At 64.9% G+C, this 23,883-nt stretch carries 22 protein-coding genes and 1 pseudogene; 15 read left to right on the forward strand and 8 right to left on the reverse strand.

Annotated features, from left to right (window positions below):
- Position 1 precedes the first annotated feature (1 nt).
- Positions 2-505: a MaoC/PaaZ C-terminal domain-containing protein gene (locus tag CQZ88_RS15720; RefSeq protein WP_006942965.1), complete on the reverse strand. Its 504-nt coding sequence runs from the start codon at positions 503-505 to the stop codon at positions 2-4.
- Positions 502-1,275 (reverse strand): 6-oxocamphor hydrolase, encoded by a 774-nt coding sequence (gene camK, locus CQZ88_RS15725; protein ID WP_006942964.1) that lies wholly within the window; start codon positions 1,273-1,275, stop codon positions 502-504. The genes CQZ88_RS15720 and camK overlap by 4 nt, the downstream gene beginning before the upstream one ends.
- A gap of 176 nt (positions 1,276-1,451) precedes the next feature.
- On the opposite strand from camK, the gene CQZ88_RS15730 reads away from it, so the two are divergent.
- Positions 1,452-2,072 carry a TetR/AcrR family transcriptional regulator gene (locus CQZ88_RS15730; RefSeq protein ID WP_006942961.1) on the forward strand — a complete coding sequence of 207 codons (621 nt, stop codon included), beginning with the start codon at positions 1,452-1,454 and terminating at the stop codon, positions 2,070-2,072.
- Here CQZ88_RS15730 and CQZ88_RS15735 read toward each other — a convergent pair.
- Genes CQZ88_RS15735 through CQZ88_RS15750 form a run of 4 tightly spaced genes read right to left on the reverse strand, consistent with a single transcriptional unit; the run spans position 2,069 to position 6,664 of the window.
- Positions 2,069-2,521 carry a nuclear transport factor 2 family protein gene (locus CQZ88_RS15735; protein ID WP_006942960.1) on the reverse strand — a complete coding sequence of 151 codons (453 nt, stop codon included), beginning with the start codon at positions 2,519-2,521 and terminating at the stop codon, positions 2,069-2,071. The genes CQZ88_RS15730 and CQZ88_RS15735 overlap by 4 nt on opposite strands.
- Positions 2,522-2,550: 29 nt before the next feature.
- Positions 2,551-3,735, reverse strand: a complete 1,185-nt coding sequence (locus tag CQZ88_RS15740; protein ID WP_006942957.1) for an NAD(P)/FAD-dependent oxidoreductase — start codon at positions 3,733-3,735, stop codon at positions 2,551-2,553.
- Between the two features lie 2 nt (positions 3,736-3,737).
- Positions 3,738-5,471: a class I adenylate-forming enzyme family protein gene (locus CQZ88_RS15745; protein ID WP_102800010.1), complete on the reverse strand. Its 1,734-nt coding sequence runs from the start codon at positions 5,469-5,471 to the stop codon at positions 3,738-3,740.
- A gap of 17 nt (positions 5,472-5,488) precedes the next feature.
- Positions 5,489-6,664 (reverse strand): CaiB/BaiF CoA-transferase family protein, encoded by a 1,176-nt coding sequence (locus CQZ88_RS15750; RefSeq protein WP_006942951.1) that lies wholly within the window; start codon positions 6,662-6,664, stop codon positions 5,489-5,491.
- A 154-nt stretch (positions 6,665-6,818) separates the two neighbouring features.
- Here CQZ88_RS15750 and CQZ88_RS15755 point away from each other — a divergent pair, with 154 nt between their 5' ends.
- The 11 genes and pseudogenes from CQZ88_RS15755 (at position 6,819) to CQZ88_RS31150 (ending at position 17,926) form a co-directional block, all read left to right on the forward strand.
- On the forward strand, positions 6,819-7,955 hold the full coding sequence (locus tag CQZ88_RS15755; protein ID WP_006942948.1) for an acyl-CoA dehydrogenase family protein: 1,137 nt from the start codon (positions 6,819-6,821) through the stop codon (positions 7,953-7,955).
- 171 nt (positions 7,956-8,126) lie between these two features.
- Complete coding sequence (locus CQZ88_RS15760) at positions 8,127-9,764, forward strand: NAD(P)/FAD-dependent oxidoreductase (RefSeq protein ID WP_006942944.1); 1,638 nt, start codon at positions 8,127-8,129, stop codon at positions 9,762-9,764.
- Between the two features lie 103 nt (positions 9,765-9,867).
- Positions 9,868-10,611, forward strand: coding sequence for an SDR family NAD(P)-dependent oxidoreductase (locus CQZ88_RS15765; protein WP_102800006.1), 744 nt, complete (start codon positions 9,868-9,870; stop codon positions 10,609-10,611).
- A 124-nt stretch (positions 10,612-10,735) separates the two neighbouring features.
- The gene (locus CQZ88_RS15770) at positions 10,736-11,701 is read left to right on the forward strand and encodes an SMP-30/gluconolactonase/LRE family protein (protein ID WP_006942934.1); all 966 of its coding nucleotides are present in this window, start codon (positions 10,736-10,738) and stop codon (positions 11,699-11,701) included.
- A 207-nt stretch (positions 11,702-11,908) separates the two neighbouring features.
- A complete protein-coding gene (locus CQZ88_RS15775) occupies positions 11,909-12,832 on the forward strand; it encodes an SDR family NAD(P)-dependent oxidoreductase (protein WP_044476301.1) in 924 nt (307 codons plus the stop codon).
- 345 nt (positions 12,833-13,177) lie between these two features.
- Positions 13,178-14,497, forward strand: a complete 1,320-nt coding sequence (locus tag CQZ88_RS15780) for an MFS transporter (protein ID WP_239010506.1) — start codon at positions 13,178-13,180, stop codon at positions 14,495-14,497.
- A gap of 92 nt (positions 14,498-14,589) precedes the next feature.
- Positions 14,590-15,144: a VOC family protein gene (locus tag CQZ88_RS15785; protein WP_006942929.1), complete on the forward strand. Its 555-nt coding sequence runs from the start codon at positions 14,590-14,592 to the stop codon at positions 15,142-15,144.
- Between the two features lie 29 nt (positions 15,145-15,173).
- Positions 15,174-15,791 (forward strand): nuclear transport factor 2 family protein, encoded by a 618-nt coding sequence (locus tag CQZ88_RS15790; protein ID WP_006942927.1) that lies wholly within the window; start codon positions 15,174-15,176, stop codon positions 15,789-15,791.
- 80 nt (positions 15,792-15,871) lie between these two features.
- Entirely contained in the window at positions 15,872-16,708 is an 837-nt protein-coding gene (locus CQZ88_RS15795) for a mycofactocin-coupled SDR family oxidoreductase (RefSeq protein ID WP_006942926.1), read from the forward strand.
- A 527-nt stretch (positions 16,709-17,235) separates the two neighbouring features.
- A pseudogene (locus CQZ88_RS32415) lies at positions 17,236-17,601 on the forward strand (hypothetical protein); the annotation flags it as partial.
- Between the two features lie 40 nt (positions 17,602-17,641).
- Complete coding sequence (locus tag CQZ88_RS31150; RefSeq protein WP_258008621.1) at positions 17,642-17,926, forward strand: hypothetical protein; 285 nt, start codon at positions 17,642-17,644, stop codon at positions 17,924-17,926.
- Between the two features lie 962 nt (positions 17,927-18,888).
- Here CQZ88_RS31150 and CQZ88_RS15805 read toward each other — a convergent pair.
- Together CQZ88_RS15805 and CQZ88_RS15810 are read right to left on the reverse strand one after the other, a co-directional pair.
- Positions 18,889-19,284 (reverse strand): SDR family NAD(P)-dependent oxidoreductase, encoded by a 396-nt coding sequence (locus tag CQZ88_RS15805; protein ID WP_006942923.1) that lies wholly within the window; start codon positions 19,282-19,284, stop codon positions 18,889-18,891.
- 59 nt (positions 19,285-19,343) lie between these two features.
- A complete protein-coding gene (locus CQZ88_RS15810; protein ID WP_006942922.1) occupies positions 19,344-20,084 on the reverse strand; it encodes an SDR family NAD(P)-dependent oxidoreductase in 741 nt (246 codons plus the stop codon).
- Between the two features lie 309 nt (positions 20,085-20,393).
- Here CQZ88_RS15810 and CQZ88_RS15815 point away from each other — a divergent pair, with 309 nt between their 5' ends.
- The 3 genes from CQZ88_RS15815 to CQZ88_RS15825 all read left to right on the forward strand — a co-directional run bounded on the left by CQZ88_RS15815 (position 20,394) and on the right by CQZ88_RS15825 (position 23,819).
- The gene (locus CQZ88_RS15815) at positions 20,394-21,620 is read left to right on the forward strand and encodes a cytochrome P450 (protein ID WP_006942921.1); all 1,227 of its coding nucleotides are present in this window, start codon (positions 20,394-20,396) and stop codon (positions 21,618-21,620) included.
- Between the two features lie 101 nt (positions 21,621-21,721).
- Positions 21,722-21,922 carry a ferredoxin gene (locus CQZ88_RS15820; protein ID WP_006942920.1) on the forward strand — a complete coding sequence of 67 codons (201 nt, stop codon included), beginning with the start codon at positions 21,722-21,724 and terminating at the stop codon, positions 21,920-21,922.
- A gap of 184 nt (positions 21,923-22,106) precedes the next feature.
- Complete coding sequence (locus tag CQZ88_RS15825; RefSeq protein ID WP_102800008.1) at positions 22,107-23,819, forward strand: FAD-dependent oxidoreductase; 1,713 nt, start codon at positions 22,107-22,109, stop codon at positions 23,817-23,819.
- The last annotated feature ends 64 nt before the right edge of the window (positions 23,820-23,883 follow it).

Below are 23,883 nucleotides of genomic sequence, written 5' to 3' on the forward strand. Positions count from 1 at the left end.
GTCAGCCTTCCAAGGGGCTACGTCGCTTGGCCAGCAACACCATTCGGACGGTCATCACCGTCTCGTCGTGCTGGTTGACCACGGTGTAATCGAGGGAGAGGATGCCCTGGTCGGGCTTTCGTGCGGGTTCGGCAGCCACCACTTCGACCCGGACGTGCACGGTGTCGCCGGGACGCACCGGCTTGAGGGCACGGATCGACTGGACCTCGCGCATCGCGACGATGGCTTCGCCGTAGAAGCCGGCCAGGGCCACCAGACCCACCGCGATGCAGAAGGTGAAGGGCCCGTGCGCGATTCGGGTACCGAACTGGGTTCGGCTGGCGTACTGTTCGTCGGTGTGCAGGGGATAGTGGTCGCCGGTCAGGCCGGCGAACATCGAGATGTCGGACATGTCCACGGTGCGACCGCCGGTGACGCAGACCGTGCCGACCGGGAAGTCCTCGAAGTAGCGGTCGACGTGGAAAGTCCCCGTCTCGGCTACGGTCGAGGGTGCTGTGCTGGTCACTGTTCGGACTCCATTCCCAGATCGATGGCGGCGAGCGCTTCGTGCGCGAGGCCGAGACTCAGGTCGGCTTCCATGACCCGCCGCAGCTGACGGGTCAGCACCTTGCGGGCGTACCGGCGGGCCAGGAGCGGTTTCTCGGCGATACCGCGGGCGAGCTCCCAGGCGCGGGGCAGCAGCTCCTGCTCGGACAGGACCTCGTTGACCGCGCCGTAGTCGAGGGCGGTGCGAGCATCGAGTTCCTGGCCGGTCAGCAGGAAGTAGCGTCCACGGTTCGAGCCCAGCACGTGCGGCCACACCACGTGGGCGCCGTCCCCGGGCACGATGCCGGAAGGGAAGTGCGGTCCGTCCTGGAAGGTGGCGGACTCCGCGGCGAGGACGATGTCCGACATGACGGGGATCTCCGGGTGGTTGGTCACCGGTCCGTTGACCGCCGCGATGACCGGCACCTCGATACTCAGCAGGTTGTTGAGCAGACGCTGGCCTTCGAAGATGATCTCGTCCCAGTCGTGCGGGGTGCCGAGGTTGAACGAGGTGAAGTCGATCTCGTTGCAGAACGAGGGGCCGGTGCCGGTGAGGATGACGACCTTGTTCTCCCGGTCGCACGCGATGTCGTGGAAGCAGTAGGCCAGCTCGTCGTGTGCGGTTGAGGTCCACACCAGGCTCTTGCCTTCGGTGTGGACGGTGACCAGGAGGACGCCGCCGTCTCGTTCGAGGCGGATGTTCTCGTACTTCTGTGAGTACTCCTGGAAGGGGGTGGCCAATTGCTTCATCGAACTTCCTCCGTTCGAGTCACCGAGGAGCGGTGAACAATCATTTGTTTTTTGAATGTAACATCAGGTGAGGCCGGTAACAAGACCGCTGTACTCGTCGGAAACCGGGTAGAGAACAATCAGGTGTCATGCCGTGGTGTCCGCACTGCACGGCCACCCGTTCGAAAGGAGGCGCCATGCCCCGGCAGTCCCGTGCCCGCGCTTCGGCACCGAAGAAACCGACCAAGCAGGAACGGCTCATGGCGGCAGCGGTGCGTCTGTTCAGCCGGCAAGGCTATGCCGGTACCTCCGTGCGCGACCTCGGCGAGGCGCTGGGAATCCAGCCGGGCAGCGTGTACGCCCACATCGACAGCAAGCACACGATGCTGGTCAGTCTCGTCGAGAGCGGCATCGACCAGTACCTCGACGCTGTGGCCGAGTTGCCCGGCACTCCGACCGAACAACTGCGGCACTTCGTCGAGGCCCACGTGCGGGTCGTGGCCGAAGACGTCAACCGCGCCCGAGTCGTCTACCACCAGTGGCGCCACATCCAACCACCGGAGCGCACCCGGATCGTGGCCAAGCGCTACGCCTACGAACACCGGCTCCGGGACATCATCGACGCCGGGGTAGCGGCCGGCGAATTCGCCCCCGACCTCGATCGTCCGACCGCCGTACGCGCCGTCCTCGGCATGGTGAACTGGTGCCCGGAATGGTTGCCCGCGGACGGCTCGGAGCCGGCCGAGGCGGTCGCTGCGGGCGTGGCCGAGATCGTGCTGGCGAGCGTGCGCGTCGGCCACGGCGCAGCCCACGCCTAGTCGGGCCGGACGACGACGGCGCCGACGAGCGAGTCCGGCACACCGGAGTCGACGCACCGGGTGTGGATCAGCCAACGGCCGTCGACCTTGGCGAACTCGTCGCGGTACCGCCCCAGGGCGGCCAGACGCACGGTCTCGCCGTCGACCCGCAGTGCCAGCACGCGCGCGCTGCCCCGCGCCCGATCCGTGGACATTTTCTCCACCAGGATGTTGCTGACGATGTGATGGGTGCCGGCGGACCGTTGGGCCGCGGCGGCGAAGAACTGCGCCAGTGCCGCTGTGCCCGCCACCGGTTCCCGCCCCGTAACGGTGAATGTGCCGTCCTCGGTGAACAATTCGATGCATCCTGGGACGTCCCCGGTGTCGAAGGACGTCGAGTAGCGCGCGTACAACTCGGTGATCGCCACCCGGTCCGCTACGGGGAGGGTGCGTTCGATATCGATGCTCACAGGTACCTCCTGATCGTAAGAATTCGCCGTCAGCCGACGGCGCCGGCCGCGGCCTGCTTCTGAAAGGCCAGACGCGCCTCGAGGAATTCGCGGGGACTGTTGGAGGCGAACACCCCGGTGACGGTGCTCCCGCAGCGCAGGTGCGCGACGAACTTCCCCTCGTCGATCGATCCACTGAGCACGTCCACTTCGGCGTCGGTGCCGCCGGCACCGACGAACTGCAATCGGTGGCCGTGCTGCTCGGTCCAGAAGAACCCGTCGCCCGGGTCGTGGGAGTGCTCGGCCTCCATCAATGCGTGGGCGGTGCGGCGGGCGCTGTCGGCGGCGGCCGTCCAGTGCTGCAGGTCCTCGTGCTCGGGACCGATGTGCATGCACACGATGTCCCCGACACCGAAGACGAACGGATCGCTGGTGCGGCCGTCGACGTCGCACACCAGGCCTCGGTCCACCTCGAGCCCGGCCTCGCGCAACCACTGCAGCTCGCGGCCGACGCCCACCCCCACGGCCACGATGTCCGAGGAGCGGGAGGTGCCGTCGTCGAGGGTGAGGGTCACCCCCGTGGCGGACTCGTCCACCGACGACACCACGACCGAATTGGTCAGGCGCACCCCGTGCGCGGTGTGCAGCTCTGTCAGCCACTGGGACAGCCGGCGACCGACGATGCCGATCATCGGTCCTTCGTCGGCGGCCACGACGTCGACCTCGAGACCGAGGTGGCGGGCCGACGAGGCCACCTCGAGCCCGATGAAGCCGGTTCCGACGACCGTGATCCGGGAGGCGTCGGCCAACGCCGTGCGTAGCGCACGGGCATCGTCGACGGTACGCAGGTAGTGGATGCGCGCTGAGGGCGACAACCCCGGCAATCGGCGGGCCTGCGCCCCGGTGGCCACCACGAGGCGTCCGTAGGGCACGGTGGTGCCGTCGGCAAGGGCCAGACGGCGGCCGGCCGGATCGAGCGCGACGACTTCCGAATCCAGATGGATGTCGAGGTCGAGTCTCGCCAGGGCCTTGTCGTGGAGCAAATGCAGGCCGTCGGTGTCGAGTTCACCGGTCAGAAAGTCCTTCGACAGCGGCGGGCGGTCGTACGGCGGTTCGGACTCGTTCGAATACAGACGGATCGGCCCGTCGTAGCCCAGGGTCCGCAGCCCCTGCGCGGTCCGCACGGCGGCCAGGCCACCGCCGACGATGACGATGTCGTTGGAGGGTTGGGCCATGGTCATCTCACCGTTTCGACGCGTTGGGCCAGCACTTGGGTCGCCCGCTGCACCAGGCGGAACTTCTGCACCCGGCCTGTCACGGTGACCGGAAGCTCGTGCTCGGCGACCACCAGGACATGGGCCGGCACCTTGAATCGGGCGAGCAGATCGCTGCAATAGGCGATCAACTCGTCTTCTTGGATCGAGGCGCCGTCGGCAGGCACGACGAAGGCACATCCGACTTCGCCCATGCGCTCGTGCGGAACGCCGACCACGTGTGCCACCTTCACCGCCTCGTGGCGGTTGAGCACGGCCTCGATCTCCGACGGGAGCACCAGCTCACCACCGCAGCGGTACGACTCCTTGATCCGACCGGTCAGCGTGAGGTAACCGTCTGCGTCGAGGCGACCGAGGTCGCCGGTGCGCATCCACCCGTCCGCGGTGAACAGCGCCGCGGTCTCGGCGGGCTTGTTGTAGTACCCGGGGGTGACCGCCGGGCCTCGCACCACGAGCTCACCGATCTCTCCCACCGGCAGATCGGCGCCGGTGTCGGTCGCGATGACCTTGTACACCGCCACGGCAGCGCCGAGGCCGGGGTCGCCGGCGGCGCCGGCGGGCTTGACGGTGCCGTTGGTGGTCTGGAACCGGATCAGCGCGTCTCCCGGCAGCGTGCACATCGTCGACGCGGTGGTCTCACTCTGCCCGTACGCGGTGAACAGTTCCTCGACGCCGAGCACGTCGAGCATGCGCTGCCACATCTCCGGGCTGTGGGCGGTGCCCGAGGAGAACATCGTCGACAGGGGTGAGAGGTCGTAGGTTCCGTCGGCGGCCGCGTCGAGCAGCCGGGAGGTCATCGTCGGCACGCAGATGAGTTCGTCGATGTCGTGGCGTGAGACCGACGCGAGCATGGCCGCCGGATCGAACGTCACCTGTGGTGCCACGGCACCACCGACGAACATCGCCGCCACCATCGCCTCGATGTAGCCGAAGACGTGGTACATCGGCAGGGCGTAGCCGATGCGACGCCCGTCCTGGAAGGCCCGCGTATAGGCCGAGCTGTAGGCGGTGCGGGTCACCGCATCGTGAACGAGCATGACCCCCTTGGGTTTGCCCGTGGTCCCGGACGTGTACAGGATGTCCGAGACGGTCCGCGCGCCGACCCCGCGGGTGACCATGAGCACCTGCTCGTCGGGGATCGAGGCACCGGCGGCCTCGAGGCAGGACAGCGGAGCGCCGCGGCGGGGCAGGTCCGAGGTCACGGCGCGGACGAAGACGTGCCGCAGCCGCGGCAGGGCCTCTCCCCCACCGTTGTCCTCCCAGCCCGGAGCGATCCGGTCGAGGCAGTCCAGATAGTCGAGCCCTCTGAACTCGTCCATCGTGATCAGCACGCTCGCGTCGGACTGGCGCAGCACGTAGGCCAGTTCTTCGTGCCGGAGCAGGTAGTTGACCGCGACGGACACCGCGCCGATCCGGGCGATTGCCAGCTTGAGTGCGATGAAGTCGGCGAAGTTCGCCATGTCCACGGCGACATGGTCGCCGGGCCGCACGCCGACCGCCATCAGTCCGGCGGCGAGTCGAAGGGCCCACCGGTGCATGTCGGCGTAGGTGTAGGTGCGGTCGTCGGTCAGGACGAAGGGGCGCTCGGGGTACTCGGCGGCGACCTCGTCGAACAGTTGGGCGGTGGTACGCGGCCGCCACGGGGCGTACCGTTGCTCCAGCGCCAAGCGGCGTTCGGTCGTAGTGTCAGGATTCATCTCGGCGGGTCTCCGGTTCACGGGAGGGTGTTCTCGGCGGATACGAGGGCACGGATCTCTTCGGGGGCGAAGCCGGCCTCACGGAGGATGTCCTCGGTGTGCTGGCCGAGCGGCGGTGGAGAGACGAGCGGCAGGTCGCGGTCTTGGTCGAGCGGCAGGCGCACCTGTGCGGCAGCGGGGTCGTCGACCACCAGTGCGCGTTCCTTGGTCAATGGGTGGGCGAGGGCCTCCTCGAGGGAGTGGACGGGACCGACCGGCACCCCGGCGGCTGCGATGCGCGCGAGCCAGTAGCCGGACGATTGGGTGACGAACACCTTCTCGAGTTCGGTGGTGAGGTCCTCGCGGTGGTGCACCCGATCGGTGACGGTCGCGAATCGCGGATCGTCGACGAGTTCCTCGGCTTCCATTGCAGAGCAGAGTTTTTGGAAGAGTCGGTTGGTGGCGGCGGCGACCATGATCGATCCGTCGGAGGTGGGGAACTCCTGGTAGGGCGCGGTGCTGGGGGCGGCCGATCCCAGTCGTTGCGGGTGGAAGTCGGCGGCCACGAGGCCGATGATCTGGTGGCACATCATGAACAGGCCGCTGTCGATCAGGGTGGATTCGAGGCGGACCGGACCGTCCTGACGGGGCCGGTTGGCCAGCGCGGCCATGATCGACATGCCGGCCCACATCCCGGTGGAGATGTCGACGAGGGAGGGGGCGGTGCGGGCCGGGCGGCCATCGGGGTCACCGGTCAGACTCATGATCCCGGTGAAGGCCTGGACCAGCGCGTCGTAGCCGGGGCGGTCATGGCCGAGTCGTCCGCGGCCGAAGGCGCTGATCGAACAGTAGATCACTCGGTCGTTGACGGCGGTGACGTCGTCGAATCCGAGGCCCAGTCGCTCGGCGACACCGGGCCGGAACGACTCGACCACCACATCGACGTCGCGGGCTAGGCGCAGGACGGCGTCTCGCCCCTGCCTGGTGGCGAGGTCGAGGGCGACGCTGCGCTTATTGCGGTTGACTGTGGAAAACACCGTTCCGGTGCCTTCCCGTTGCGGCGGGAGCAGCCGGGTGGAATCGCCACCGACGGCGCGTTCGATCTTGATCACGTCGGCGCCGAGGTCGGCCATGATCATGCACGCGAGGGGACCGGCGATGTTCTCGCTGAGGTCGAGGACTCGTATGCCCTGGTACGTGTGTTGCAGACCCATCTACGCTCACATCTTTCCATGGTGCCCGACTGAGAACACCGGGGCGGACGGTGCTGAAAAAACAATCACTTGTTTATTGCTATCAGATGCGGTTAAGGTGGTCAAGACCACAGCGTCCTCCGAATATCACCCCCGTCACACCCCAGGAGAACTCATGGATTTCCGTTTCACCGACGAGCAGCAGATGTGGCACGAGACCGTCCACGCCTTCATGGAGCGTGAGGTCGGGATCGAGTACATCCGCAAGCACGACGAGGCCCGCGAGTTCCCGGAGGAGGCGTACCAGAAGATCGCCGACCGCGGCTGGCTCGGGTTGCTCATCCCGGAGCAGTACGGCGGCCTCGAAGCCGACCCGGTGATGTACGCGATCTTCTGCGAAGCCATCGCCAAGTACAGCCTCGACTTCGCCGCGGCGATCATGACCTCGATGTTCACCGCCACCAACATTGCGTTCCACGGCACCGACGAGCAGCGCCAGAAGTACCTGCCGGACTTCATGGAAGGCAAGATCAAGTTCAGCATCTCCATCACCGAACCCAATGCCGGTTCCGATGCCGCCGGCCTGCGCACCCGCGCCGTTCAAGACGGTGACTCGTGGATCATCAACGGCAACAAGGTGTTCTGCTCCGGAGCCCACCTCCCGGGCACAGTCATCGCCGTCATGGCCCGCACGTCCGAGGACAAGCACAAGGGTCTGAGCATGATCCTGGTGCCCAACACCACCGAGGGCGTCGACGTCCGCAAACTCGACACCATCGTCCGCCGCAGCCTCGGCACGACGGAGATCTTCTTCACCGACGCCCGCGTCCCAGTGGAGAACATCATCGGCCAGCCGGGCGACGGCTGGACCGTCGTCGGCAGCCACCTCGAATGGGAGCGCCTGAGCCTGGCAGCCACCTACGTCGGCAACGCCCGCACCGCCCTCGACGACACCATCCGCTACACCAAGGACCGCACCCAGTTCGGCCGGCCACTGTCGTCCTTCCAAGTGCTCAAGCACCGCATGGCCGAGGACGAGTGCGAGGTCGAGGCGGCACGCCTGCTGGTCTACAGCGCCGCCACCAAGCTGGCCCGTGGAGAGAAGGCGCTCAAGGAGGTCTCCATGGCCAAGGTCTTCGCCGCCAAGACCGCCTTCCGGGTGGCCACCAACGGCATGCAGGCCCTCGGCGGTTACGCGACGCTGCCCGAGTACGACATGGAGCGCTACTTCCGCGAGGCCAAGCACGGCATGGTCGGCGGTGGCACCAACGAGATCCAGCACAGCATCATCGCCAAGCAGATGGGGCTCTGACCGGCCTCGAATTCCCTGCAAGCCCCATACGCGTGACACATATCCGTGGATACGTGCGGCGCATGAAAAACAAACGATTGTTATTGGTCCGGGGCTCGATCGACGCAGCGAAGCGGCTCGCCTGTTCGGCCGCCCGGAACGCTCGCCCCCAGGCCAACGAGAGGAAGTGCAATGACGAAAGAACTCGATTTCGACGCCGTGGTGATCGGCGCGGGATTGACCGGTCTGTACCAGACCTATCGACTGCGCGAGATGGGCTACTCCGTCCTGGGCGTCGAAGGGTCAAACGACATCGGCGGTGTGTGGCATCACAACCGCTATCCGGGCGCTCGGGTCGACTCGGAGAGCGAAGTGTACGGCTACTTCTGGAATGAAGAGCTCATGCAGGAGTGGAACTGGTCCGAGCGCTTCGCCGCCCAACCGGAAGTACTCGAATACATCCACCGCGCGGCCGACCTCATGGACATCCGCAAGGACTACATCTTCAACGCGCGGGTCAAGAAGGCCGTCTTCGACGACGAGAACAACTATTGGACACTCGAGTTCGAACAACAGTATCGCGCTCCGGTGACTGCACGCTTCGTCTTCTCGGCCCTCGGACCGCTGTCCGCGCCCCAGATGCCCAACGCCCCCGGCATCAACACCTTCAAGGGCGAAAGCTTCCACACCGCGAACTGGCCGCATGACCCGAACGGATTCGGTCCCGCCGATCTGGATTTCTCCGACAAGCGCGTAGCCGTGATCGGCGTGGGTTCAACGGGTGTGCAGGTCATTCAGGAGATGGCAAAGGTCGCCAAGAACCTGACGGTGTTCCTGCGCTCACCGAACTGGTGCACGCCTCTGGGCAACGGTCCCATGACCCAGGAGCGGATGGACTACATCAAATCGCACTACAACGAGTTCATTGCCAAGTGCGACGCATCCATTGCCGGCTATACGCACGAGTTCATTCCGAAGAACCTGTTCGACGTTCCGAAGGAGGAGCGCGATGCCAAGCTGGAAGAACTGTACAAGGGCCCGGGATTCTCGCTGTGGCTCGGTGCGTATCAGGACGTGCTGTCCGATCCGGTAGCCAACAAGTACGTCTCGGAATTCGTGGCCCAGAAGATTCGTGAGCGGGTCAAGGACCCCCGCACCGCCGAACTGCTGATCCCGAAAGATCACGGCTTCGGCATGAAGCGGGTGCCTCTCGAAACCGACTACTACGAGGTCTACAACCAGGACAACGTCTCCCTGGTCGACTTGAACACGACGCCGATCACCAGAATCACACCCGATGGCATCCAGACCACCGAGACCCTGCACGAATTCGACGTCATCATCTACGCCACGGGCTTCGATGCAGTCAAGGGAGCGTGGAACCGTATCGACATCCGCGGCACGGACGGTGTGGCACTGAAGGATGCGTGGGCTGATGGCGTGACCACCTACATGGGTATGCAATGCCCCGGTTTCCCCAACTTCTTCCTGCTTGTCGGACCGCAGAGCGGGGCCACCTTCTGCAACATTCCGCGCTGCTCGGCGCTCGCCGTCGACTGGCTGAGCGAAATGATGGCCCATGCAAAGGAAAACCATGTCCAACGTATAGAGCCGGAACCCGATGCAGCCGAAAGCTATACGCTCTACTGCACGAAGTTGATGGGCAAGTTGCTCCTTGGGCAGACGAACTCCTGGTTCACCGGCATCAACAAGAACATCGAGGGGCGCGACAAACGCGAGGTGTTGCTCTTCGTTGGGGGCAATCCCAGGTTCCGGGAGTACTGCGAGGACGTGACCCGCAACGGCTACAAGGGATACGTCATGTCGTGATCCTGCGACGTCTCGGATTTACAGCTGGCCAAGGCACCGAATGCACACAGAAATCGATCGACTTGCCACACCGGCCGGTTGATTCGCGAAAGGAGAGAAGCAGATGACACGACTGTCCGATAAGAGGGCGGTAGTGACCGGAGGTGGCCGCGGCCTGGGTTCGGCCATCTCGACCGCTCTGGCCTCGGAAGGCGCACACGTCCTGGTGGTTGACAGGAACAAGGAAGCAGCAGATGTCGTGGTTGCGGACATCAAGGCTTCGGGTGGTTCGGCCTCTGCCGAGATCCTGGACATCAGCGACCGTGAGGGCGTCAATGCCTTCGGCGCTCGGATGGCCGAGCAATACGGAAATATCGATGTGCTGGTGAACAATGCGGGCATCGCGCCCCGCATCAGACCGAACGATCCTGATCAGGCGGAGAAGTGGGATCAGGTCATCGGCGTGAACCTCACTGCGCAATGGGACATTACAGTCGCGCTGCTGCCCACGTTGAAGCATGCGGGCGCAAGCGTGATCTTCGTTTCGTCGATTGCCGGATTCACGGCGCCGAGATCGAGTGCCGCCTACGGCGCGTCCAAGGCTGCCGTCCGCTCACTGGTCCAGTATTTCGCCCGAACGCTCGGCCCGACAGGTGGTCGAGCCAACGGACTGGCACCGGGCAGGATCAAGAGCGACCTGATGACGGTGACCGGTGAAGCGGGCGAGAAGTTCCTCCAACGACTACCGCTCGGTCGTGTCGGCGAGACACAGGAGATCGCCGGCCCGGCGGTGTTCCTCGCTTCCGATATGTCCTCGTATGTCACAGGAGTCACGATTCCCGTCGATGGCGGTTACCTGGCCTTGTGAGCGGCAGCGTCACGCTTGGTGCACGCCGACGCAACCGCTGAGCCCCCAAAGAGTCGCCGCGATCGGAGATCCCGACCGCACTCCGATCGCGGCCTGACTCCATTGCAATCAGGAGAGAAGACAAATGGTGCTGACCGAAATCGAGCCGTTTCAGCCGGCGGATCTGTCGCAGATCGGCAGTGGCCTGAACCGGCCGGAATGCGTGCTGGCAGCAAGCGATGGCTCGATCTACACCGGCGATTGGACGCTCGGTATCGCGCGGATCGCGCCCGACGGGACCACTGGCCCCGCCGTCGAGGCAGATCTGATTGCGCAGGGCTTTCGGCCGAACGGTATCGCGTTGACGGCAGACGGTGACTTCTTGTTCGCCAATATGGGTAAGGCGGGGGGTGTCTGGCGGGTCGGACGGCGTGGTGAGGCCCGCCCCTTCGCGACCGAGCTCGACGGGACCGCTATACCGCGCACCAATTTCGTGCTGGTGGACGGTGACCGGGCCTGGATCACCATCAGCTCGTTGAGACGCAAGCACGACCACTTCACCGCGGAAGAGAACACCGGGCAGATCCTGCTGGTGCACGATGGCAAGGTCACTGTTGCGGCAGATGGGCTGAACTGGACGAACGAACTACGGCTCTCGCCCGACGGCAAGTACCTTTTCGTCAACGAGACCTTTGCCTGCCGCACCACCCGGTACGACGTTGCGGCAGACGGCCTGTTGAGTAATCCTGTCCGGATCACCTACCCGGAAGACACCTTCCCCGATGGCATGGCCGTCGATGCGGAGGGCGCGCTCTGGATCGTCTGTGTCATCTCCAACCGCCTGATCCGCATCGCACCGGATATGACCTGGACCGTCGTGTTCGAAGACGTCAATCGCAGTGAGCTGGACGCGATCGCCTCGGCCCATGCCGAGGGGCGCCTGACCTGGGATCAGATTTCGCACAGCCGTGGGTCTCGTGTGTCCAACCTGTCCAGCATCGCTTTCGGAGGACCGGATCTGAAGACGCTCTATTTGGGTGGGCTCGGCAATCGAGAGGTGCAGGTGTTGTGGTCTCCGGTAGCGGGAATGCCCATGGAGCATTGGCGATGAGGCCCTCGGCTCAGGTATTGGATCCGACTGTTCGCGGGCCTGTGACCTGGGGTGTCGGTAGAGGATCTGCGTCGCGCACCGACGGCTGTCCCACCGAATCGATCATCGTCGGCGAGTAGGTCGCACCGCCGATCCGCCACCGGCCGTCGGGGGCCGACATCGCCCATACGGACGGTTCTGCGGGACCGAGTGATCGGAAAGGGATTCGTGAGCAGAGAACTGAACGGCAAGGTAGCCGTCGTCACCGGTGGCGCGGGCGGGATCGGCCGCGCCGTCACCGAAGCGTTCGTCGACAACGGCGCCGTGGTGCTCGTCGGAGACATCGATGACCACCGCGGCGCCGAAGTAGCCGACACCCATCCCGGTTCGATCGTGTTCCACCACACCGACGTCACCTGCGAGACCGACATCCAGGCTCTCGTTGCCGCCGCAGTCGACACGTTCGGCCGGATCGACATCATGGTCAACAACGCCGGCGCACTCGGCGGCCAGGGTCGCCTGCTCGACGTCGACGCCGACTCCTTCACCCGCACCAGCGATCTGTTACTACGATCGGTGTTGCTGGGGCACAAGCATGCCGGGCAGCGTATGAAGGCCCAGGGCACCGGCGGAAGCATCGTCTCGATATCGAGTATCGCCACGACACTGGCCGGCATCGGATCGGTGTCCTACTCGGCCGTCAAGGCCGGAATCGAGCAGATCGCCCGCGCCGCCTCCCACGAACTGGGCCGCTACGCGATTCGCTCCAACGTCATCACTCCCGGTGTCATCCTGACCCCCATCCTCGCCCAGGCCACCCGCCTCGGCCGCGAACGCCACAACGAGTTCCTCGACCGACTGGCCCCACGGCTGGGCGAGTTGCACCCGCTCGGTCGTGCCGGCACAGTCCAGGACATCGCCGACGTGGCAGTGTTCCTCGCTGGTGACCGCTCCGGATTCGTCACCGGCCAATCTCTCACCGTCGATGGCGGTCTGACCTCCGTGTGGGCTCACGACATGGCCGTTCTCGTCCGGGAGGTGCTGAGCACGATGGCCGAAGGGCAGGGACCTCTTCGAACCCCGCCATCCGGAACCGCTGAGATCCGCTCCGGGACGGTGACCGAGTCGACAGATCGCTTTGAAACTTCTTGACATTCCCCGAGTGGGAGCGCACAGTGTGACGCAGAAAACAATCAATCGTTTTTTATGGCGTTCGTCCGGCTCGGCCGATGCCCGCCACGGTGGAAGCACCGTCGTCCAGGACGAATCCGTCCGGGCACGGAACGTCAGGGCGCACCTCGATCGAGGTCAGTGTCCCATCGGTTCCGTCGGCCCGCAGCTACCGACCCAGTGCCCGCCGAGCCGGCGGGCACGGCGCGCTGGGTAGACGCCATCATCCCGTCACCGTTCCACGAGGGAGCAGAAGGTATGGATGTCATCAGCAAGATCAATTCAACGAAGATGAGGCCTTATCAGTGGCTCATCGTTGTCTTGTGCATGTTTTGCAACATGCTCGACGGCTTCGATTTCTTCGCCATGGGCTTCGTGCTGCCTCATCTACCGGCAGACTTCGCCGCCCCCAGCGAAAAGGGATACCTGATCAGTGCCGGACTCCTCGGCATGGCGGCGGGGGCGATCTTCGTCGCTCCTCTGGCAGATCGCTACGGCCGGCGCCTTCTGATCCTGGCGGGCCTGACCCTGAACATCGTCTCGATGGTCACGACCGCCCTGGCACCGAACTCTGCGGTCATGCTCGGCGGCCGCTTCCTCACCGGCATCGGTGTCGGCGTCATCAGCGCCACCATGATCGTGGTGGCCCAGGAGTACTCCTCGGCCGCGCGCCGCAATTTCGCCATCGGCATCGTCACCGTCGGATTTCCCTTGGGCAGCACCCTCGCCGGCCTTACCGGCGTGTCCCTCATGTCGATCTTCGGCGGGGCATGGCAGGCGATGTTCTGGGTGGGGGCCGCCGTCAGCTTCCTCGGACTCGTCCTGGTCGCCGCTCTGCTGCCCGAGACCTTGACCTTCCTGCTGACCACCGACAAGCCGGGGGCACAGGACAAGGTCGCTCGCATCGCGACGAAACTGGGCCTGGATTACACCCCCACCGAGCAGCAACCGCAGTCGTCGACCACCGTCGCTCCCCCCGCCCCCGGCAAGCCTCGGGTGCTCAGCGCCGAACTGCGCGAGCGCACCGTACTGCTGTGGATCGGCTACGCCTTCCTCACCGCGGCGTACTACTTCGTCGGCACCTGGACGCCGCAGCTGATCGCCGACGCCAGCGGCAGCACTCAGGACGGCGCCATCGCCGGCACGATCATCAGCATCGGCAGCCTCGCCGGATCGATCGTCTTCGGGCTCATCGGCCTGAGATTCCTCGCCACCCGAATCGCCTGGATGGCACTGAGCCTGGCCGTGGTCAGCCTGGTGCTCTTCACCCTCACCATGGGCGGACCCCTCGCCCTCGTCATGGCCACCGCACTCGGACTGGCCGTGTTCGTGTCCGTGTCCTCCTACACCGCCATGGCACCACCGATGTACCCGGCGCTCGCCCGCGCTCGGGGTTACGGCCTGATGGTCGGTATCAGCCGTATCGGCGCGATCATCACCCCGATCCTGGCCGGCTACGCCTCCGAATCCGTTGCCCCCAAGTACATCTTCCTGGCGGCCTCGATCCCGCTCGCGATCTCGGCCCTGGCCGCTCTGCGTCTGTGGTCGATCACCCGTACCCAGTTCACCGCCGAACTCGCGGACGCAGCCGCGCTACACGAGGCGGCGCAGACTCTGGACACGGAATCGCGTACGGCCGTCCGGTAGGCGACACGTCCTCGGGCCAGACGATCCGCAGAGCCCGCCCCGGAATAACCGGCACAGCACTCGATCCCCACAACTCGACGGAAGGAACCACGATGTCCTCGACAGGTGACGATCCCACGGTCTGTGGCGGCCGGACCGCCGAGCGGATCACCAAGGTGGACCACGTCGCCTTCGCGGTCTCGTCGATGGCCGAAGCCGCAACGTTTTTCCGTGACGTGATCGGCGGGACGTTCCTGTGCGGCGGGGACAACGACGAGACCGGGATCCGGCTGACGCACTGGATGCTGCCCGGGTTCAAACTGGAACTGATGCAGCCGCTGCGCAGCGATTCGCTCATCTCCGAAGCGATGCGCCGCCGCGGCCCGGGTTTTCACCACATGACGTTCCTGGTCGACGACATCCCGCGCACGGTCGAGGCCCTGCGCACCGACGGGTGCGAACCCATCGACACCGACACCCGCCTATCGGCCTGGAGCGAAACGTTCCTCTCGCCTCGAGTCACGTTCGGAGCGCTGCTCCAGTTCGTCAGTACCGATCTGCGGTGGGACACCCCTACCCAGGATTACACCTGCGAGGACGTCCTCGCCGGCCGCATCGTGTGGCGGGACTACATCGCCTGTGTACGCGAGGACCACCCGATCGCCTGATGCGCCCCGCTGGACGACAAGGAGCAGTGATGACCGCCAATCCCGAGATCGAGAAAACCCCGTCCCTGACCGAGCTGGCCGCCTCGGTTCGAGAGCTGCAGGACAGGCAGAGCATCCGCGACTGCCTGATGACCTATTCACGGGCGGTGGACCGGCTCGATCGCGAATTGCTGCTGTCGGTTTACCATCCCGACGCCATCGACGACCACGGCGTCTTCGTCGGAAGCCCGGAGGAGTTCGCCGACTGGGCGATCGACATGCACACCCGGACCCACCTGTCCCACCAACATGCCATCTTCAACATCACCTGCGAGCTCGACGGCGATGTCGCCCACACCGAGACGTACTACATGTTCGTCGGGCTCAACCGTGAAGGAACACCCCTGACCATGAGCGGTGGCCGCTACCTCGACCGATTCGAAAAACGCGACGGCCACTGGGCGATCGCCGCGCGCGCCTGCATCCGGGACTGGGCACCGCTCGACTCGATCCCCGACCAACTCGACCAGGTCGCGATGACAGTGGTGAAAAACCTTCCGGAACGGACAAAGACCCTCATGCGGACGGGTCCCCAGCCTCGCCGAGACCGTTCGGACATCTCCTATCAGCGTCCGCTGACCATCGATCCCTCACGCCTCGGCGGCTGAGCCGCCGACGACGCCGTCACCACCCAGATCAGTCTCACAACAACACCACCCATCGAGCAATCGTCCCAGGAGAGATCCACATGAACAGACTGCAGGACAAGGTCGCCTTCATCACCGGAGCCGGCCGCGGGCAGGGACGCGCACACGCCGTGCGCCTGGCCGAGGAGGGCGCGAACATCATCGCCGTCGATCTCTGCGCGAACATGGCGAGCGTCCCGTACGACCTGGCGACCCAGGACGACCTCGCCGAAACCGCCCGGCTCGTCGACAAAGCCGGTGGACGGATCGTGGCGCGAACGGCAGACGTGCGGGACCTCGACTCTCTGCGCGCCGCCGTCGATGCCGGGGTCGCGGAGTTCGGCCGCCTGGACATCGTCGTGGCCAACGCCGGGATCTGGTCCAGCGCTCCCTTCCTCGACATGCCCGAACAGACGTACCACGAGATGATCGATGTACAGATGCACGGACCCTACAACACGTGTCGTGCCGCCCTTCCCCACATCGTCGACGGCGGCCGCGGCGGCTCGGTGATCATCATCAGTTCGACCGCCGGGATGCGGGGCTTCCCCAACCAGGTGCACTACAACATGGGCAAGCACGCCGTCGTCGGACTCATGCGGACCTTGGCGAACGAGTTTGCACCCCAGTTCATTCGCGTCAACACCATCCACCCCAGCTCCGTCGACACGAAGATGATCCAGAACGACGCGATCTGGTCCGCTTTCGCACCGGGAGTGGAGAATCCCACGTTCGACGACTTCGGTGACACCTTCACCGCCATGAACCTGCTGCCGGTGCCGTGGATGGAGCCGGAGGCGATCTCGGGTGCGGTCGCATGGTTGGCGTCGGACGATGCGAAGTACGTCACCGGCGCCACTATCCCCGTCGATGCGGGCTATCTCGGAAAGTACAACTGAGGCGGCAGACCCTGCGTGCGGGCAACCCGCGGTCCTCGTGATCTCGAGTTGTGTCCGCGAGCGACGGCGAGACAGCCACGCCCGCCTCCACCACGGGCGATGAGTCACTGCGCCGAGATCGAGCCCGTCAGCGCGGAGCGTCACGCCGACGGGGCTCGGATGCCCCAGCTCCGCCGGCGGGACCGGGTGAGGCAGACCCTGTATGCGGGTCTGCCTCACCGTCGTGAAAAGGACGACGAGTTGGACGAAGAGGGCGGAAGCCCCGCACAGGCGCGAGAAGAAATCCTGATCGAGGGCAGCACGGACGACACTCCGGTATCGGTAGAGTCGCCGGCGAGCATTCGTAGCAGACACATAGTGGACGCGATCTCCCTGAACACCATGCGCATTCTGCCCAGCTTCTGGTCAGCGCGATGGGCGAGAACATCCGATCTGCACCTCGACGAAGCTGTCCTCGGGTTCGCGTTCTCCGGCTATCGGCTGGTGGCGTCCGTTGCCGCGTTTCCGAGGGCCGTACTCGCAGACCGATGGGCGCCGTGAGAGCACTGCGCGCCGCCGGCCTCGGTGCGTTCGCCCTGGGTCTTGTCTTCACCTGGGCCGCGCACTCCGGTGCGGGTTTGGTACTCGCACTCGCGGTGGTCGGACTCGCTCCGGCCTTGGCCACACCCGCAGTGAACGTGGTGATCATGTCGGGTGTGCGCGTCCAACGACGCGCGCTTGCGTTCGCGGCGGCAAGTGCCAGTCCCGTGACGGCGCTGATGGTGGCCGGAGCAACCGCGCCGGTGCTGGAGAGACTGATCGGATGGCGGTCCGCCCTCGGCATCGGGGGTCTGGTCGCCGCGCTGATCGTGCTGTGGCTACGCGGGGCACAATCGCAACGGACGCGTTCCGTCCCGGCCGCTGCTCTGGAGAAGGTGTCGTTGCGTCCCTCTGGTGGTGATGATGACCGGGGTCCTGGCCGGCAACGTGGCATTGGGCGGCGCCACGGCCTTCGTGGTGATCGCCGCTCCCACTGCCGGCCTGGACATCGCGTCCATCTCGTTCGTCGTTGCCGCCTGTGCCTGTGGATCGATCCTGTTCCGTCTGACGTGTGCTCTGATAGTCGACCGGCGGGGATCGGACCCGTTCCCCGTGGCCTGGATGATGATGGTGGCCGGCGGCGGTGGGGTTTCGTTCTGTTGGCGTCAGGGATTCCCGGAGCATTTGTCGCCCGACTGATTTTGGTCTTGGTGCCCGGCTGGTCGTGGATCCCGCTGCTCGTACACGGGGTCACGAGCCGGTATTGCGATGCGGTGGCACCGGCCTCCGGTGTGGTCCAAGGTGCATACTTCGGCGGTGGTGTCGTAGGACTCTCGATAATGGGGGTTCTCGTCACGACCGCTTCGTACTCGTTTGCCTGGTTGGCGATGGGGGCTGCCAGCCTCGTCGCTGCACTCTCGGTCCTCGGGCAGGAACGCCGACTTCCACCGTTCCGCACGGCACGGGTGGGATGCTGATTCAGGCGTGGCCGTCCCGATCGGCCCTCTCGTCGCACGCTTTTTCGGATGGGGATGTGCGTTGCCAAGCCCCGGTACCCGCGCTGACGCATGCCCGGGGGTACCCCCGCCGGACCGATTCTTGTGGAATCGTGCCCGACGTGCGTTCGACGGCCTGCAATAGCGTTCGCAGCCACAAGTGCCCACGCTGTCGACACGCATCGCCACGCCGTGGCGACCGTGACCGTCCCTCAGGTTCCGCCCCTTGGGCCGGAGCACGTGAGGCAGACCCTGCGCGTGGGTCTGCCTCACCCGTCCTGACGACTGAGTTGGAGGAAGCGCCGGAATTCCACGCGGGCGTAGGAAAGCAGAGGATTCACCATCGGACTGATCTTGGTCTTGGCGCCCGGTTAGTCATGGATCTCGTTGGTCCTGGTTCTCACTGCATGTGACGCGGGGGCAGCGGTCTCCGGTGTGGTTCAGGTTGCCGACGTCAGTGGTGATGTCTTCGGCCTCGTTACCATGGGCGTACACATCGCGTTCACTTCGTACTCGATAACTTGGCTCTGGACGGGTCCTGCACGCAGTGTGTCGTCGCGTTCTCCTGGGTGGGAATGTCGCGGACACCATGCGCCGTGTCGGATAACGCTGTAGCACTTCGTTATCCGACACGGCGCACCGCGTCGCATTTGCCGATTTACAGGCTCAGTGGGCGGTCCCACCTCCGTCGACCACGAAGGTTTGTCCGGTGACGAGGTCACCACCGGAGCCGTGCAGGTGTAAAGCCATGGATGCGACGTCGTCGGGATTGCCCAGTCGGCCGGCCGGGGTACCGGCGATCATCACGTCGTACAGCTCCTTCGGGATATCGCCCAGGATGGGAGTCTCGATAGTGCCGGGCGCGAGGACGTTGACCCGGATTTTCTCGGAGGCGTCCTGGATGGCAGCTTGGCGGGAGAGGCCGAGGATGCCTCCCTTCGCAGCGGCGTACGCGGCCGTGTTCTGCATGCCGATCAGCGCGGCGACCGAGGAGACATTGACAATCTTCCCGCCACCGGAACCGATCATCGACGGCAGCACAGCCTGCATGCCGAGCCCCATTCCCTTCAATGGGCCGGGTCACGGCTTGTCCCGGCCGCCCTGTCACGACGCTGACGCGTTCAGACCAGGGTGTAGCCGCCGTCCACGAGAATGTCGTCGCCGGTGATGAACGAGGACTCGTCGGAGGCGAGGAACAGAGCAAGGTTCGCCACTTCGGAGGGACTGGCGATGCGATTCAACGGGGTGGCGTCCTTGATGCCTTGGATGAGATCGGCCGGAAGGTGGGGTGTCATTCCGGTGCCGATCACGCCGGGCAGGATGGCGTTGACGCGAATGTTGTCCTTGGCGTACTCCACGGCAGCAGTCTTGGTCAGCATAACGACGCCTGCCTTGCTCGCGCAGTAGGCGGGCATGTTCGCGAAGGCGACGTTGGCGGCCATCGAGGCCGTACTGATGATGGAGCCCCCACCGTTCTTGATCATTGCCGGGATGCCGTGCCGCATGCCGAGGAATACACCTTTGAGGTTCACATTCAGCACCTGGTCCCACGCCTCCTCGGTGTATTCACCGGTGGCCGCTTGGTCGCCGTCGATGCCTGCATTGTTGTACAGCACATCGAGACGGCCGAAGTGGGTGATGGCTGCCTGGATCATCGCCTCGACGTCGGCCGACTTGGAGACGTCGACGTGGACCGGAATACAGCCCTCGCCGAGGCGCTTGGCCACCTCTTCCTGCTTTCCGGAGATATCGGCCACCACGACCTTGGCACCTTCCCGATGGAAGACCTCCGCTGTCGCCTCTCCGATTCCCGATCCCGCTCCGCTGATGACGGCGACCTTACCTGCCAGCCTTCCGGACATTTCTTCCTCCTCGCATCGGGTGAACGACCGTGGAAAACAATCATTCGTTTCCAGAGACGGTAACGCGGGGGGCAAACAGCGTCAATAGGTTTCGGCACAAGCCGGGTAGACGACGATGAAGCCGCCTTTACCCCGTCAGGCCGAGGAGGGATGGTGGCGCCGCCAGAAGCAGCCGAGAGTGCCGGCACTCACAACCCTGACCGAAGGGTGGTTGACGTCACACCGATCGGCATCTAGCCTTGGAAAAAACAGACACTTGTTTTTTGACCCGGACCGTCGGGCCAAGTCCACCCAGAGAGGCAACGAGGCATGACTCAAGAGCAGACGCGCACCACCCCGGACGTCGAGTCCCTCAAGGGACGCTTCGGACGAGACATGTTCAACGACTTCGATATCGACGACCCGAAGTTCAACGAGCACTTCTTCGACATCCTCGACGAGATGGTCGCGAAGTGCCCGGTTGTGCGCAGCAACGTCGGCAACGGGTACTGGATGGTCACCCGTCAAGAAGACGTGCGGAAGGTCGGCCAGGACTGGCGTACCTTCAGCAGCGCCAAGGGATACATGCCGAACCGCCCCGAGGGGCTGCCGTACCTCATGCCCGAGGAATCGGACCCGCCCAAGCACACGGCATGGCGGAAGGTCCTGAACCCGTACCTGAGCCCGACCACCGTCGCCCGGTACGAGGATCAGATCCGCGCCGACGTGAACACCCTCATCGACCGATTCATCGACAAGGGCGAATGCGAATTCGTCAGCGAATTCGGATCGAAGCTACCGGGATGGGCCTTCTTCAAGAACGTGCTCGGCGTGCCGATCGACGACCTCGACATGCTCGTCACCGGCGTGGAGAACGGCACCTTCGCTCCGCCGGAGGAACGGCCCGGACACATGGCGAAGGTCTTCGAGTACCTCGGCCAATACCTGGAGATCCGCAAGAACCAGCCCCCGCGCGGTGACCTGGTCGACGTCATCGCCGCCGGCGTGGAGTACGAGGACGGTCAGCCTGCACCGTGGGAGGACCGGGTCAGCATTCTCGTCGACCTGACCTTCGGTGGCATCGCCACCACCACCTACGTCATGGCGGGTGCCATCCATCACCTGGCCACGCATCAGGGGGATCGTGAAGCCCTTGTCGACAATCCCGACATGATCGAACGGGCGGTGGAGGAATTCGTCCGGGTCTTCCCACCGGTGGTTGCCCTCGGGCGCACCTGCACCCGAGACACCGAGGTCGCCGGCACGCCGATGAAGGAAGGGGATTTTGTTCTGCTCGGTTACAGCACAGCATCGCGCGATCCCCGTGTGGTGGAAAATCCCGGGAAGATCGATATCACCCGGCAGACGGTGCTCCACACCGCTTTCGGCGTAGGCCAGCATCGCTGCATCGGGTCGAACTTGGCACGACTGGAACTGCGTGCCACCTTCGACGAGTGGCTCAAGCGGATCCCCGATTTCGGTATCAAGCCGGGAACCGAGCCGAGCTACGAGACCGGAATTCTGCGCACGATGAAGGATCTGCACCTGGTCTTCTGACCAGCATGCTCCGGGCGTAGACGCGCCGACCAGTGGCGCGACCGGACACTTCGGTCGTGGATGTAGTGAACCACGCATGAACGACGTGATGGAGGATCACGATGAAGGTAGAGATCGACGGCACACTGTGCTCAGGTCATGGACGGTGCTTCATCCTCGCCAAGGATGTGTACCGACTCGACGACGAAGGCTACAACGCCGACCGCGGTTCCACCATCGAAGTGGCGCCCGGCCAGGAGGCAGCCGCCGAACTCGGGATGCGAAACTGCCCCGAGGGAGCGATCGCCCTCGTCGACAATTAGGACGGGACACACGGGCGGGCGCGGAGCAAAGGCAACGTCTCCGCGCCCGCCCCCTCTACCTTCCAGCGCTGACCCGGCTACTCCGACACACTCACTCGTCACCGACCACGCTTTCATCGATGGCGACCAGCCATCCATCGCCACTTCCATCCCCTTCTGCAGGGTTGTACCGAGGACACTTGTCATGGCCTATGTGATCACCCAACCGTGTTGCAACGACGCCTCCTGCGTGCCGGTGTGCCCGGTGGACTGCATCCGCCCCACCCCGGGGGACCCGCAATACCTGAACACGGAGATGCTCTACATCGATCCCGTGACGTGCATCGACTGCGGGGCGTGCATGGACGCATGCCCGGTCGGCGCCATCTACCCGGAGTGGGACCTCACCGGGACCGACGTGCGGTACGCCAGCATCAACGCAGACTATTTCGACAAGCACCCGCTCCAGTCCAAGGGCATGCCGAACATTTCGGTATCGACGATCGCATTGCCCGAGCAGGACCAACCGTTGCGGGTTGCGATTGTCGGCTCAGGCCCGGCGGCCTGCTATGCGGCCGATGATCTGCTCACCAACGTTCACGGGGCCGTCGAGGTCGAGATGTTCGACCGGCTCCCCACCCCCTGGGGGCTCGTGCGGGCGGGTGTGGCTCCCGACCATCAGCGCACCAAGGCTGTCACCGATCTCTTCCGAAACGCCGCAGCCAAGCCGGCTCTGCAGTTTCACCTCAACGTCGAAATCGGCAAGCACCTGAGCCACCCGGAGCTGATGTCGCACCACCACGCCGTCATTTACGCGGTCGGCGCGCTACGCGACCGTCGTCTCGGCGTTCCGGGTGAAGACCTGCCCGGCAGTCACGCTGCGACCGAGTTCGTGGCCTGGTACAACGGTCACCCGGACTATGCCGACCTGCAGTTCGATCTGTCCGGTGAACGTGCCGTCGTCGTCGGCAACGGCAACGTCGCCTTGGACGTGGCACGTATCCTGGTCTCCGACCCGGACGATCTCGCTGGAACCGACATCGCCGATCACGCATTGGACGCTCTGCGACACAGCCGTATTCGCGAGGTGTTGGTGCTCGGTCGTCGCGGACCGGTTCAAGCCGCATACACTACCCCGGAGCTGTTGGCTCTCGGAGCGCTCGAGGGGGTCGACGTGGTGGTCGATTCTCAGGATCTGATCTTGGACGAGCACAGCAGAGCTGCGCTGGAGGACCCCGCGGCCGAGCCCTCGACTGTGCTCAAGACCGAGCTCGCCCGCGAGTACTCCACCCGAGTCCCCGACCCGACGCGCAAGCGAATCGTGCTGTGCTATCTCGCTTCACCGACCGCGGTGCTCGGCGCCGGCCATGTCGAAGCCATCGAAATCGCACACAATGAACTCTATCGGGCCGCCGACGGCTCTCTCAAAGCCCGCCTCACCGACCGGACGGAGACCATAGAGACGGGTCTTGTGCTGCGTTCCATCGGATATCGCGGCGCAGGCGTTCCCGGCGTCCCCTTCGACGACGCCACAGGAACGATCCCCCATCGAGACGGGCGGGTCATCGACCCGCAGACCGGCGAGTCCCTGACCGGTGTGTACACCGCAGGCTGGATCAAGCGCGGACCCTCCGGCGTCATCGGAACCAACAAGAAGTGCGCCCAGGAGACCGTCAAGGTATTGCTCGAGGATTTCCTCGCCGGCACACTGGAGGGACCCGCTTCCGACTGCAGCAGGGAACAACTGAGCGCCCTCGTCACCGAACGACAGCCGGAGGTCGTCGACTACCGAGGATGGCAGGCCATCGACGCTGCCGAACGCAAGCAAGGCAGGGAACACGGACGTCCCCGCATCAAGATCACCAATGTGAAGGCGATGCTGGAAGTGGTCAAGGTGCACGACACCTCGACACGCTGATCTCCCACCTCGCAACGGCGGTGCGGTCACGGCGGGAGTCAGTCCTGTGGCGGAAGAGCAGGGT

The organism is Rhodococcus sp. ENV425, from assembly GCF_002887785.1.
Lineage (GTDB): Bacteria > Actinomycetota > Actinomycetes > Mycobacteriales > Mycobacteriaceae > Rhodococcus > Rhodococcus aetherivorans.

What these genes read in the sequence shown, in the direction of transcription:
- camK (WP_006942964.1), bottom strand. Translation starts at nt 1,275, where the DNA reads ATGAAGCAATTGGCCACCCCCTTCCAGGAGTACTCACAGAAGTACGAG.
- CQZ88_RS15730 (WP_006942961.1), top strand. Translation starts at nt 1,452, where the DNA reads ATGCCCCGGCAGTCCCGTGCCCGCGCTTCGGCACCGAAGAAACCGACC.
- CQZ88_RS15740 (WP_006942957.1), bottom strand. Translation starts at nt 3,735, where the DNA reads ATGGCCCAACCCTCCAACGACATCGTCATCGTCGGCGGTGGCCTGGCC.
- CQZ88_RS15745 (WP_102800010.1), bottom strand. Translation starts at nt 5,471, where the DNA reads ATGAATCCTGACACTACGACCGAACGCCGCTTGGCGCTGGAGCAACGG.
- CQZ88_RS15750 (WP_006942951.1), bottom strand. Translation starts at nt 6,664, where the DNA reads ATGGGTCTGCAACACACGTACCAGGGCATACGAGTCCTCGACCTCAGC.
- CQZ88_RS15755 (WP_006942948.1), top strand. Translation starts at nt 6,819, where the DNA reads ATGGATTTCCGTTTCACCGACGAGCAGCAGATGTGGCACGAGACCGTC.
- CQZ88_RS15760 (WP_006942944.1), top strand. Translation starts at nt 8,127, where the DNA reads ATGACGAAAGAACTCGATTTCGACGCCGTGGTGATCGGCGCGGGATTG.
- CQZ88_RS15765 (WP_102800006.1), top strand. Translation starts at nt 9,868, where the DNA reads ATGACACGACTGTCCGATAAGAGGGCGGTAGTGACCGGAGGTGGCCGC.
- CQZ88_RS15770 (WP_006942934.1), top strand. Translation starts at nt 10,736, where the DNA reads ATGGTGCTGACCGAAATCGAGCCGTTTCAGCCGGCGGATCTGTCGCAG.
- CQZ88_RS15780 (WP_239010506.1), top strand. Translation starts at nt 13,178, where the DNA reads ATGTTTTGCAACATGCTCGACGGCTTCGATTTCTTCGCCATGGGCTTC.
- CQZ88_RS15785 (WP_006942929.1), top strand. Translation starts at nt 14,590, where the DNA reads ATGTCCTCGACAGGTGACGATCCCACGGTCTGTGGCGGCCGGACCGCC.
- CQZ88_RS15790 (WP_006942927.1), top strand. Translation starts at nt 15,174, where the DNA reads ATGACCGCCAATCCCGAGATCGAGAAAACCCCGTCCCTGACCGAGCTG.
- CQZ88_RS15795 (WP_006942926.1), top strand. Translation starts at nt 15,872, where the DNA reads ATGAACAGACTGCAGGACAAGGTCGCCTTCATCACCGGAGCCGGCCGC.
- CQZ88_RS15805 (WP_006942923.1), bottom strand. Translation starts at nt 19,284, where the DNA reads ATGGGGCTCGGCATGCAGGCTGTGCTGCCGTCGATGATCGGTTCCGGT.
- CQZ88_RS15810 (WP_006942922.1), bottom strand. Translation starts at nt 20,084, where the DNA reads ATGTCCGGAAGGCTGGCAGGTAAGGTCGCCGTCATCAGCGGAGCGGGA.
- CQZ88_RS15815 (WP_006942921.1), top strand. Translation starts at nt 20,394, where the DNA reads ATGACTCAAGAGCAGACGCGCACCACCCCGGACGTCGAGTCCCTCAAG.
- CQZ88_RS15820 (WP_006942920.1), top strand. Translation starts at nt 21,722, where the DNA reads ATGAAGGTAGAGATCGACGGCACACTGTGCTCAGGTCATGGACGGTGC.
- CQZ88_RS15825 (WP_102800008.1), top strand. Translation starts at nt 22,107, where the DNA reads ATGGCCTATGTGATCACCCAACCGTGTTGCAACGACGCCTCCTGCGTG.